Source organism: Candidatus Zymogenaceae bacterium, assembly GCA_016931225.1.
Taxonomy (GTDB): domain Bacteria; phylum Desulfobacterota; class Zymogenia; order Zymogenales; family Zymogenaceae; genus JAFGFE01.
Genome location: JAFGFE010000014.1, coordinates 44,832 through 57,424, shown reverse-complemented (window position 1 = coordinate 57,424; position 12,593 = coordinate 44,832). Strand labels below are relative to the sequence as shown.

Annotated in this window: 7 protein-coding genes; 5 read left to right on the top strand and 2 right to left on the bottom strand. The window is 54.6% G+C overall.

What is annotated here, in order from left to right:
• Positions 1-108 precede the first annotated feature (108 nt).
• Both JW885_05780 and JW885_05775 read left to right on the top strand, forming a co-directional pair.
• Entirely contained in the window at positions 109-1,794 is a 1,686-nt protein-coding gene (locus JW885_05780) for a glycosyltransferase family 39 protein (protein ID MBN1881665.1), read from the top strand.
• A gap of 42 nt (positions 1,795-1,836) precedes the next feature.
• Positions 1,837-2,769, top strand: coding sequence for a DMT family transporter (locus JW885_05775; GenBank protein ID MBN1881664.1), 933 nt, complete (start codon positions 1,837-1,839; stop codon positions 2,767-2,769).
• Positions 2,770-2,876: 107 nt separating this feature from the next.
• Here JW885_05775 and budA read toward each other — a convergent pair whose 3' ends face one another.
• Entirely contained in the window at positions 2,877-3,662 is a 786-nt protein-coding gene (gene budA, locus JW885_05770) for an acetolactate decarboxylase (protein MBN1881663.1), read from the bottom strand.
• Between the two features lie 351 nt (positions 3,663-4,013).
• On the opposite strand from budA, the gene JW885_05765 reads away from it, so the two are divergent.
• The gene (locus JW885_05765; GenBank protein ID MBN1881662.1) at positions 4,014-8,792 is read left to right on the top strand and encodes a PAS domain S-box protein; all 4,779 of its coding nucleotides are present in this window, start codon (positions 4,014-4,016) and stop codon (positions 8,790-8,792) included.
• Here the strand turns inward: JW885_05765 and JW885_05760 are convergent.
• Positions 8,770-9,435: a response regulator transcription factor gene (locus JW885_05760; GenBank protein MBN1881661.1), complete on the bottom strand. Its 666-nt coding sequence runs from the start codon at positions 9,433-9,435 to the stop codon at positions 8,770-8,772. The genes JW885_05765 and JW885_05760 overlap by 23 nt on opposite strands.
• A 405-nt stretch (positions 9,436-9,840) precedes the next feature.
• Here JW885_05760 and JW885_05755 point away from each other — a divergent pair, with 405 nt between their 5' ends.
• On the top strand, positions 9,841-11,349 hold the full coding sequence (locus JW885_05755; protein ID MBN1881660.1) for a carbohydrate kinase: 1,509 nt from the start codon (positions 9,841-9,843) through the stop codon (positions 11,347-11,349).
• Between the two features lie 24 nt (positions 11,350-11,373).
• Entirely contained in the window at positions 11,374-12,561 is a 1,188-nt protein-coding gene (locus tag JW885_05750) for a hypothetical protein (GenBank protein ID MBN1881659.1), read from the top strand.
• The last annotated feature ends 32 nt before the right edge of the window (positions 12,562-12,593 follow it).

Genomic DNA, 12,593 nt, shown 5'->3' with positions numbered 1-12,593 from the left:
GAGAATCGTTCTTCGAAATAGAAATCTTGAGAAATCTCCCTGTATTGTGTATAGTGCCGGAACAAGACGCTCTACCGGTGTCTGATTACTCATTGAAGGAAACACATCATGGAAAAACGATGGTATTTCTATATTTTGATCCTTGCTCTCTTGTGCACGGCGCTCTATTTTCCGGGCCTGGGGGTCAGGGATCTGTGGAATCCGAACGAGCCGAACTTCGCGGAAGCCGCCAGGGAGATGATGGCGTCCGGCGACTATACGGTTCCCACCCGAAACGGCGAGCCTCTGGGAATGAAGCCCGCCCCCTATTACTGGTTGATCATCGGAAGCTCCTACATAACCGGGGGCCTCACGGAGACCGCCGCCCGCCTTCCCTCGGCCCTGTTCGGGATGCTGACGGTGCTTGTGGTCTTTTGCCTGGCCCGGCGGGTCATGGAGGACGAGTGGGCGTTTCTCGCGGCGCTCATCTTCGCCACCATTCCCCGTATCATGTGGCAGGCCCGATGGGTGGAGGCGGATATGACACTCCTTTTCTTCATCACCCTCTGTCTCTACTTGTTCCTTCGCGGATTCGAATCCCTGGACGACAAAGGCAAGAAGCGCCTGTTTTTCATCCTCGGATACGCCGCGGCGGCGGGTGCCGTGCTCATCAAGGGCCTTGTGGGCGCGGTGGTGCCCGCTGTGGTGATCATCGCGTATCTTGCAGTGACGAGGGATCCAAAAAAGATACTCAAGATGGAGCCGATTCTGGGTCCGATCGTCTTTCTGGCCATCGCCCTGCCGTGGTATCTCGCCGCGGGATCGCACACATCCTCCACCGCCGGGGGGGAGGGCTATCTCTACGAGCTGGTGATCCGCCAGAACTTCGTGCGGTTCTTCAGCGCCTTCAATCACGACGAGCCCATATACTATTTCATCGGGATATTCTTCGGCGATTTCGCCCCCTATTCACTCATCTTTCCCGCATCGGTGGTCTGGGCGTTTAAGACCAGAGACGAGATGCCCAAGGGGATCATGTCCTTTTTCCTCACCTGGTTCTTCGCGGTGCTCATTTTCTTTTCCCTGTCCGACTCCAAGCGCACCCCCTACATCATGCCGCTCTATCCCGCCGCCGCCGTCCTCACCGCCTGGCTGGTTCGGGCGTGGATTCAGGATGTGCTTGACGGGTGGTACTGGGTGAAGGTGCCGGCCTGGATCATCTCCATCAGCCTCGCCGTATCAGTGGTCGGCTGCGTGATCTTCCTGTTAAATCCGTGGGGGATCTTTTCGCCGCTCTACCTCGAAGCCGTGGAACACGGCGTCGGTGCCGACATGATCCGAACGATGGCCGTCCCCGCCCTGGTGCTCTTAGGCGTCTGTACTGCGGCGCTCATCGTATCCCTGGCACGGGACCGGCGCCGTGCGTGGACCGTGGCCCTGGCATTGACCCTGGGCGTTGTGATGCTCTACACCCAGTTGAAAATATTGCCGCCGATCGACGAGTATAAATCGGCAAAACCCATCTCGGAATATATCGCAGCCCACCTGGAAGATGAGGACGGCTTTGGTGGGTATTCCCCGGACGACGACTTCATCTGGTATGGCTACATGTTCTACACCGGTCGATACATCGACCTGTTCAACACCCCCGAGGACCTGGCGTCGTACTACCAGCGGGATAGTCGGGTCGTCGTCATCATGCGGGACAGGTATTTTGAAGAGCTTCCCGAAGATATTTTGGAAGAGATCGAGACGGTTCAACCCTTTCAAGTGGGCCACAAGGAAATGATGCTCACGTCCAACGAGGAGTTGTAAGTCTTCATGCGCCGACGACCCGCACCCCGAAAGGAAGAATGAATGGAGTCTGAACGGGAACGACGGACGGGAGCGCTCCTCATGCTGGTGGGCGCGGCCCTGCTCTGGAGCACCGGGGGACTTCTGATCAAGTCGGTCTCGTGGCATCCCATGGCCATCGCCGGCATGCGGGGGATCATCGCGGGGCTTTTGGTGCTGTTGGTGGTCCGTCGGCCCCAGTTCACCTGGTCCGCGGCACAGATCGGAGGGGGCGTTGCCTATGCCGCCACGGTGATCCTCTTTGTACTGGCGAACAAGCTCACCACCGCCGCAAACGCCATCCTGCTCCAGTTCACCGCACCGATCTACGTGGCGATCTTCGGCCCCTGGTTCGTGGGCGAGCGCACCACAAAGTTCGACTGGTGCATCGTCCTGACGGTGTTTCTCGGCATTGGCCTGTTTTTCTGCGATTCCCTGGACACCGGGGGGCTTGTGGGGAACATTCTTGCCGTGGTGAGCGGCGTCACCTTTGCCTGGGTCGCGCTGTTTGTGCGCAGGCAGAAAAAGGGGTCAACCCTTGAATCCCTGCTCATCGGAAATGTCCTGGCGGCCCTCATCGGCCTTCCCTTCATGTTCACGTCCATGCCGGACGCTCGAAGCTGGACCTGCCTGATTCTCCTGGGTGTGTTCCAGTTGGGGCTTTCCTACATCCTTTTTGTGACCGCGGCGAAACGGGTGCGGGCCCTGGACTCCATCCTCATCACCGTGCTCGAGCCGCTTCTGAACCCGGTTTGGGTGTTTCTGCTCCTGGGCGAGCGCCCAGGCAAATGGGCCCTGGTCGGCGGGGGGGTCGTTATCGTTGCGGTGACCGTCCGTGGGATCATCATCGCCCGGCAGGACAGGGATGCGGCGCTGTTGCGCCAGCAATTGCCGGCGCCCACGGGGACGCCTCCGGAGAACCCGCCTTTCCCCTCGGATACAAAACGAAACCGATAACAATCGGCCGATCCCTCCGGACACCCCTTCCCCGGGGAGAAACGGCATTCGGAGGGGAGGCGGGCCCTGTAAACACCGGCCCGGGAACGGATAAGGCTTGACGACCGTCAGTTCGTCTCGAGGGAACCTACGTCTCCGCCGGACAGATCGGCATCGTAAAAGGAGTGGTTCTCCGGCAGTACCAGGAAAAGCGCCGTGGAGTCGTCGATCTCTGCGATCGCATCACTGATTTCGCAGCCAAATACGTGGCCGCCTGCGCTCCTATCGTCGGTCACAAAGTGCATGTGAAATCCCGCGACATTGATCCCCGCCGCCGAATCGGGGAAGTAGAATCCGACCATGGTGCCGGACACGTCTTCCAGTTCGAATATCGCCTGGTGTTCGATGGCCTCCGCCAGAGGAGGATAGGGAGGCGTCTGGCGGGGGACGCTGCGGACCGTCATGCGGGAAAACATGCCCGATACGACGATTGTATAAAAGATGTTTTCCGACGGCATCTTTTCTTTCAGGGCGGCCGTCAAACCATCGTAGTCGATATCGGAAACCGGAAACGACCGATCCCCCTGGAAATAGGTGACGACGGCAAAGGGCGTTGTGGCGTCATCGGGGATAACGTGCACACTGCCGTCCACGGCGATTCGATAAAAGATGCCGTCTACGGCGATCATCTCCCCGTCCAGGCCGTCCACGGTCCCCAGACCCGTATCCCCCATCATCACAAGCTCGGAAAACTCGGCGGCTCCGTCATAACAGCCGGCCAAAAGAGCATCAATGGTCGAGATCTGGTACAGGGCGTCTCCCCCGTGCAGCATACACACACAGCCCGACAACCCGAAACAAAGACATACCAATACAGCGACACATGCCGCTGTCATGCGTTTTTTATTATTCATACATCCTCCATATGGGTAAGAAAGTATATCAAATATTCTGAGAAAGCCAATCAAATTCCCCACAGATTCATCCGAAACGGATGTGCCTCTTCAACGTCGGACGGTACAATACACGAACGAGGGTGCGCAATCATCCACTGACAACATACTGAAATTACAAAATAGTTGGCTTTTCCAATATTTCTCGTCCTGTTTTCATTCAAATCAAAATGTGGTATCATCATACATGCTTTATTGCGAGTGTCTGTAATAGAAAGATATTGCATTCACGCATCGGCATCAATCATACATGATTCATTCACATATAAAAAACGTTTTGTCAATCATGGATCATCCTTCGGTGAATCAGACATGAAACGAACAGCAAAAAAACACCCGCAGACAGATTCCCTCTCGTCCCAAAAACGGGAAAATGAGGATCTGAAGAAACACATAGAGCGGCTTACAAAAGAGGTGCAATCCTCCCGTGAAAATGAAACACGGTTTCGGGAAATAGTCAAACGCAGCTATGATATCATCTTCATGATACATCCCGACACAACGATCACGTTCGTGTCTCAGTCGGTCAAGAGCGTCATCGGCCTCTCTCCCCGGCAGGTCATCGGCACCTCTGTGTTCGACTATTTACCCTCCGATGAACAGAACACGGTTCGGGATCATATCTCCGAGGCCCTGGCGGGCAAAAACGTGCCAAATTTTCAGCTTTCTGTTCACCGGAAAGACGGCTTGACAGCCACCATAGAGGCAAACTTCACACCGATAGTCAGAGACGGCGAAATCATCGGCATCCAGGGCATCGCTCGTGATCTTACCGCCCGAAAAAACATGGAACAGGCCCTAAAAGATACAAATGAAAAATACCGTCTGGTGGTTGAGAACTCCCACGAGGCCATCACCATCACTCAGGAAGGCACGATCAAATACGCGAATCCCCGGGCGCTTGAGATCAGCGGGTATACCCTGGAAGAATTGACCGCTCTCTCATCCTACATGGACATCATTCATCCCGACGACCGCCTCGAGGTTTTCGAACAGGAGGCGTATCGTTGGGAAAACAATATCCCAATGCACGGGTATGAATTTCGCATCATCGATAAGGCCGGCACAGTAAAAACTCTCCATATCAATACGATATTCATACTATGGGATGAGCGGCGCGCCTCCCTGGAATTTATGAACGATATCACCAAACAAAAGAAGACCGAGGCCGCCCTGAGACACACAACCGATCAGTATCGCCTGGTGGTGGAAAACGCGTATGAAGCCATCACTATCACTCAGGACGGCACGATCAAGTACACAAATCCCCGGGCCGTACAAATCATCGGCTACAGCACAGAGGAGCTGCTCTCTCTTCCGTCTTACATGGAGCTTATTCACCCGGACGATCGGCGGCGGGTGCTGGAAAACGAGAGCGTCTCGAGAAATGAAACAGACGTCTACCGTTACGACTTCCGCATCAACACCAAGAAAGGTGAGACACGATGGATCGAAATAAACGCGGTCAACATCGAATGGGAGGGTCGGCACGCCTCTTTGGACTTTCTCACCGACGTAACCGATAGAACTTTGGCGAAAAACGCCCTGACGGAATCGGAAGAAAAGTACCGCCAGGTGGTGGAAAACGCCCATGAGGCCATCACCATCACCCAGGACTACACGATCAAGTACGCAAATCCTCGTGCCGTTGAGATGAGCGGCTACTCCATGGAAGAGATACAATCCGGCTCATACATGGATTTTCTCGTGCATCCCGACGATAGGGAACAGCTTCTTGAACACGACGATTTACGCACCGACCAGCTGACCTTCACCTATGAATTTCGATATATCACAAAAGACAATCGGACCAGATGGGCGGAGGTCAATGCCGTTTTCATCCAGTGGGAGGGAAAAGAGGCGTCTCTTGATTTCATCCAGGATGTGACGGATCGTAAAGAGGCGGAGTGTGCCCTTCGGGAATCCGAGGAGAAATACCGCTTGGTTTCGGAAAACGCCAACGAGGGCATCATGATCGTCCAGGACGGAACCTTTCAATACGTCAACCCGAAAACTCTGTCGATTACCGGATTCACCGAAAGCGATGCGGTGGGTCGTTCCTTTTTGGAGTTTCTCCATCCTGACGACGTCGAGATGGTACGCCAAAATCATCAGAAGCGATTAAACGGTGAGGATGTCCCCGATCATTACAGTTTCCGTATTATCGATAATTTCGGCAGGACCAGGTGGATAGACAACCACCCGGTGGTCATGAACTGGCACGGAAAGATGGCCGTACTCAATTTCATCACGGATATCACCGAACGCAAGAAGAATGAAGAGGAGCTCCATCAATATCGAAACCATCTTGAGGAACTGGTTTCACAGCGTACCAATCAGCTCTCCGAAACCAATACACAACTCCGTATGGAAATTCGGGAGCGAAAGCTGGCCGAAAAGGCGCTCATCCAATCGGAAAAGAAATATCGAGACCTGATTGGAAACATCGATGATATCATTTACATCGTTGATGATGAAGGAAGAATCCGGTACACCAATGATGCATTTGAAAGAATCTCGGGTTATAAAACAACGGACCTCAACGACAAGGTTTTTTCTGAAATCATCGTGCCTGAATCCTTCGTCCGAGCCGAAGAGATATATAAGGAGCAGTTGAGGGGGAAAAACGTCGGTACCTTTGAGCTTGAGTTTTTCGCAAAAGACGGAAGTATCATCGTTCTCGAAATAAAAGAACGCCTCGTCTGGAACAAGGACCGGGTCATTGAAATTCACGGTATCGGCCGCGACGTGACCGAAAAAAAGCGGGCCGAAGAGGCGCTCAGGAAATCCGAGGAAAAGTACCGCCTTGTGGTGGAAAACGCCCAGGAGGCCATTACCATCACCCAGAACGGCATCATCAAATACGCAAATCCCCGGGCCCTGGAGATCGGGGGATACGACATGCATGAGCTGTCGTCCCTGCCGTTTATAGAAATCGTCCATCCTGACGATCGAGAAAAGATTGTCGATCAGGATTCAATCCGGTCCCAGGAGGTCTCGCGCACCTATGACTTTCGTATACTCACCAAGGACGGCAGAATTCGATGGATCGAGATGAACACGGTCACCGTCGAATGGGAGGGTGAAATGGCCTTCCTGGACCTGTTCAACGACATTACCGAACGAAAGGAAGCACAGGAACGTCTTGCGGAAAGCGAAGCCCGGTATCGAGAGTTGGTGGAAAACATCAACGATATACTGTTTGACATCACCGTAGATGGATCGATAACCTATATCAGCCCCGCCATTGAGCGAATACTCGGTATCAAGCCGGAGGATTTCATCGGAAACGGGTATCATCGTTTCATTCACCCGGAAGACCTCTCGCAGCTTCGGAAAAAAGTGATAAGAACACGAATAGGCGAACAGGAACCGTTCGAATTCAGGATGCTCACCGCCGACGGCGATATCCGCCATATTCGAACATCCGCGCGGCTGAATACGGAAAACGGTGTCCCGAAAAGCTTGATCGGCGTCGCCACCGACATCACCGTGGAAAAAGAGGCCCTGGAAAAACTGGAGAGCTCGAGAACCCAGCTCGACGCCCAGTACCGCTCCATACCCCTTCCAACATATACCTGGCAGAAAACCGACGATGATTTTACCCTCATCGACTGCAACGACGCGGCCATTAAAATCACCCAGGGCGGAGTGAACGACTTCATCGGAATCCGTCTCTCAGAAATGTATGAACATGATCCGCAGACCAGAGCGGACATGCATCGCTGTTTTACGGAAAAGAAGCTAATCACCCAGGAGATGAACTATCGTTTCAAGACCACCAATATAGTGCGTCACCTGATTGTGTATTACTCATATGTCCCCCAGAACCTTGTGCTGGTCCACACCATGGACATCACCGATCGAAAGAAAGCGGAAAAAAGGCTTGCAGACAGCGAGGCACGATACCGCGGCATCGTCGAAGATCAGACCGAATTGGTGTGTCGATTCAAAAAGGACGGCACCCTGACGTTCGTCAATCCGGCATTCTGCCGGTATTACAATACTCCCGAAGACGAACTGCTGGGGAAAAACCTTTCCTTGTTCTCCCACGACGAGGATCGGGAAATGCTCAAAGCATATTTCGATTCCTTCACGAAGGATGAGCCGATCAAGAGAAACGAACACCGAACCGTACTGACCGACGGGACCGTCCGCTGGCAGCACTGGAGCGATCGCGCGCTGTTCGATGAATCGGGAACGCTCATCGAATTCCAGTCCACCGGCAGGGACATTACCGAGCGCATTCATGCGGAACAGGAACTCATTCGCGCGAAAGATGAACTTGACGACAAGGTGAAGGAACGCACGATCAACCTCAACGAAGCAAAGGAAAAACTTGAACGGGAGCTGGTTGAGCGGCTCTTTGCGGAAAAGAGTCTGAAAGAATCACGGAAAGAGGCGCAGATGCTTTCCAAGAAATTGCTCACGGCTCAAGAGGATGAGCGAAAACGCATCGCCCAGGAGCTGCATGACAGCGTCGGTCAATTGCTCTCGACGATCAAGTTCCAGGTGGAAAACGCCTGCGAGGACCTCGCACGGTCATATCCGGGAGGAGACATCTCTTCTCTGAAACGGCTGGTGCCGGCGATACAGATGACGATCAAGGAGATACGGGGAATCGTAAAGAACCTGCGTCCCTCTCTGCTGGACGACCTGGGAATCCTGGCGACGATTTCGTGGTTTGTACGAAACTTCATGTCCAGCCGACCCGGCATACAGGTGGACAGCCATCTGTACATCCACGAACACGAAATTCCCGAGCATCTCAAGATCATTATTTATCGCATCCTGCAGGAATCCTTCAACAACATCGCCAAACACGGGCAGGCCGATCAGATAACACTGCTCTTGCGCAAGAACAACGGGAACATCGAGCTGTCGATTGAAGACAACGGCACGGGATTTGATGAAATCAAGGCCGGAAACCTGGAGAAATCCGGCCTGGCCTTTGGAATAACCAGCATGCGGGAGCGGGTTATCTTTTCGGGTGGGTCGTTTACAATGAATTCAGAAGAGGGGGAGGGCACGATTATTCAGGCATCATGGCCGTTTAAGGAAACTCCTCTTACGCGACAAGACCTTTCTTGATCGCATAGGCGGTCAGGGCGGAGACGGTTCGTGCGCCGATTTTTCGCATAATGTTTGCCCGGTGTTTTTTCACCGTCTTTTCGCTGATAAACAGGTATTCGGAGATTTCCCTGTTCTTGTATCCCTCCGCTACGAGTTTCAGCACTTCCCGTTCCCGGGGGGACAGTGTCTGCCAGACGCTGTCATCCCGGGGTGAAGCCCTTCCATCAAGGAAACCATCGATAACCTTGTTCGAAATACCGGTACAGATATAGCGCTTTCCCATTACCACGTTTTCCACGGCGAACAACAACTCGTCCTTGGTGGAATCCTTAAGCACATATCCATCGGCCCCGGCTTTAAATACTTCTATGATATATTCTTCATCCTCGTGCACCGTCAGCACCAACACCCGGATATCCGGGCTCTGCCTCTTGATTTCACGGATCGCGTCGATGCCGCTGAGGCGGGGCATCGAGAGGTCCATAAGCACCAGATTCGGCCTTTTCCGCTCCACGGAATGCACCGCATCCAGTCCGTCCACCGCCTCCCCCACAACCTGATATCGATCCCTGATCTTTTCATCATCGAACATGGCCTTGAGACCTTCCCTGAGGATGGTATGGTCCTCGGCGATGAAGATTTTATGCTTGTGCGCGTCCATGGTCTCTCAGTTTAATAGATAGAAGAAGACAAGAAGTATTCGGTGCCGCTTTTCCGACAGTATTCGATACCTTACGCCCCGGGTAGAGATGTTTCAGAATAGATAATCACACACGGAAACACCATAGACGATGGGAGGGGACCGAAAAATATGATGTGTCAGTATTCTCTCGTCTCTTTTCCCTTTTTTACTTCACCCTTTTTCATTGTTAGAATACCATGTATTTGTTCCTCTGTAAACAATTATATGAGATAGATTTATTTTTATTTATCGATCATTTCATTGTCCATTATTTTTAAAAAAAACCTTCCGGAGGTTTTCATCCCCCCTTCGTTCGGGTATAATGACACCGTATGGTGTCTGTCCATGTCCCGGATTTCCGGAAAGCCGAAAGGGAACATCTTCATGCCCTTGCTCCTGGGACTTGACGTGGGAAGTTCATCGGTAAAGGCGGCGCTGGTGGAGGCCGACTCCGGTACAGTGTTGGCCCATGCCGTATCCCCCGAACACGAGCTGCCGATCACGGCGCCCAAACCGGGCTGGGCGGAACAGGACCCGGAGATCTGGTGGGAACACGTGAAAAGGGCGGTTCGACTCCTGGCCCGGGACTCAGGCGCCGATCTCACGAGAGTCAGGGCCGTGGGCATCTCCTACCAGATGCACGGACTGGTCATCGTCGATGACACGCATGCCGTGATTCGGCCCGCCATCATCTGGTGCGACAGCCGGGCGGTCTCCATCGGGAAGAAGGCCTTTGGTGAGATCGGCCCGTCCGTCTGTTTTTCCCACATCTTGAACTCGCCGGGAAACTTCACCGCGTCGAAGCTTGCGTGGGTCAGGGAACACGAGCCCGACGCCTTCGGCCGCATCTCAAAATTCATGCTCCCCGGAGATTACATCGCCCATCGCCTGACCGGTGAGATCACCACGACCCCTTCGGGTCTCTCCGAGGGGATGCTGTGGGATTTTTCAAAGGGTGCCGTGGCCGACCTCGTCCTGGAGCATTACGAAATCCCCCCCGATCTCCTCCCCCGAGCACTTCCCACCTTCTCGATCCAGGGCGTCGTCACCCGAAATGCCTCGGACGAGCTGGGCATCCCCACGGATGTCGTCGTATCCTACCGGGCAGGTGATCAGCCCAACAACGCGTTTTCCCTGGGCGTGTGCGAGCCGGGAGAGGTGGCCGCCACGGCGGGAACGTCCGGCGTGGTATACGGTGTGGGGGATAGAATCGTCTTCGACGAGGCCTCCCGGGTCAATACCTTCGTTCACGTAACCCACACCAAGGAATCACCCCGTTACGGCGTTCTCTTGTGCGTAAACGGAGCCGGCATTCTCAACAGCTGGCTCAAGCACAATATCATGAGTATAGATGATCTCGCTTTCGACTATCCGGAGATGAACAGCCGTGCCGCCCAGGCGCCTGTGGGATCCGAGGGGCTTTTTGTCTTCCCGTTCGGCAACGGGGCCGAGCGGACACTGGGAGACAGAAATCCGGGGGCCATGATACACGGTCTGAACTTCACCGTCCACGATCGCCGCCATCTCTTGCGGGCGTCCCAGGAGGGAATCGTCTTCGCCCTGAAGTACGGCGTCGATATCATGAGGGATATCGGCCTTGCCATACACATCGTCCGGGCCGGCCGGGCGAATATGTTCTTGAGTCCGCTGTTCCGTGAGGCGTTCGTCAACACCGTCAACGCCCACCTGGAAATCTACAACACCGACGGTGCTGTGGGGGCGGCCCGGGGCGCCGGCGTGGGCGCCGGCATCTATCCCGATGTCGCCGACGCCTTTGCCGGCCTCAAAACAGAGATGGTCCTGGAACCGGACGATATCCTCGCCTCGTCGTACACGGCATGCTACGAGCGCTGGCGGGAAGAGCTGGAGAACCGTCTTGCGACCCTCGACTGACAATTCTTAAAACGGAGTCTCGATATGAATCGAATCGAACGGGTGAAGGCCGCCGTTCATTTCACCGGCCCCGATCGTCCGCCGGTGTTCAAGGCGGGCCTGGCCGACTTTTTCCCCCTGGTAATGATCCCGCCAAAAACCTGGACACCGGGACATCTCACTCATGAAGAGGGATTGTTCCCCTATTCCCAAGACGAGATGGCCGTCAAATTCCGCATGTGGCGGTGGAAAAAACCGACATGGGCAAAGGCCCCAAAGTACAGAAACTGGCTTGACCTCCCCCGAAAAGAGATCGACGAATGGGGCGTCGTCTGGTCCCAGACCGGAAAGCACGACTCCATCGGGCACCCTCTCGCCCCGGCGCTGGAGAGCTGGGACGACTACGACGAATACCTCTCCCGATACAACCCGGACCCGAAGGATGAGACCCGGTACCGATTATTCACCCGATTGAGCAGACTTCTCGGAAGGCGGTACTATCGACTTGGAATTCTATGGAATCTGGGCCCCTTCGGCATGGCTGCGAACATCCGGGGCTTCAATCGGTTTCTCATCGACCATCGAAAGCACCCCGAACACGTGAAAAAACTCCTCTCCCACATCACCACTATTTTCATTGAGAGCATGAGGATGTGGCACGCCACAGGCGCCAAGCCCCACGGCTTCATTATGTATGACGACCTGGGCGACCAGCTCAATCCTTTCATGTCCCCCGCCCTCTTCCGCGAGTTCTACGAGCCGGTCTACCGCCCAATCATCGAGGAATCACACAGGCTCGGCTGTGAGATCATCCTCCACTCCTGCGGCAAGGTGGACCCGCTCATCCCCTCCTTCATCGAGTGGGGACTGGACGCGTTTGAGTTCGACAGTCCCCGCATGTGCGGCTATCCGGACCTGGCCCCCTACCGGGGGAAGATCGCATTCTTCGGCTGCGTGAACATCCAGACCATCTACTCCCGGGGAACCCCGGACGAGTGCCGTCGGGAGGTCTGGCACATGATCAGAAACCTGGGGACGGAAAAGGGCGGATTCGGGGCGTATTTCTACCCCGAGACCCACCACATCGGGGCGTCAAAGGAAAACGTCCGGGCATTCCGGCAGGGGTTGAAGGATTTCGGCGTGTACGCGAACATACCGAAATCGTGGTGGGAGCATCCGACGCCCGACGAGTGGCAGGACCCGGAGGTGCCGCCGCTGCCGCCCGCGCCATAGGAGCCGGATACAATAACCCCTATTCATGGAGC